Below are 308 nucleotides of genomic sequence, written 5' to 3'. Positions count from 1 at the left end.
ATATTGGTTTTTCAGCCAGGTGGATTTAATCCCCACACCAGGGGCGACCACATCAAGACCGGGTCCTCTGGAGCTGAAGTCGGCCAGCTTGTTTTCTTTGTCGACGGCTCCTACTGCCACCACTTCCCTGTACGCACCAGGGTATTCCAGCTTTCCGCCATTGTTCCCGGCGGATGCAACCAGGATAATTCCCGCTCTGGACGCTTCCCTGATCGCATGGCGCAGCGCATAATTGTCTTCGCTCGTGCCGAAGCTCATGTTGATCACATCCATCTTGTGTTGAATCGCCCAGTTGATGCCTTCCACAA

Annotated in this window: 1 protein-coding gene; it reads right to left on the bottom strand. The window is 54.2% G+C overall.

The annotated features are described in order from the left end of the window. The coding region (locus MXD62_RS08220; protein WP_248828806.1) for a S8 family serine peptidase at positions 1–308 on the bottom strand (308 nt) is incomplete at both ends.

Source organism: Frankia sp. Mgl5 (assembly GCF_023242985.1).
Lineage (GTDB): Bacteria > Actinomycetota > Actinomycetes > Frankiales > Frankiaceae > Parafrankia > Parafrankia soli.
Note: the sequence above shows the minus strand (reverse complement) of the source record. Positions and strands in the feature narration are given on the sequence as shown.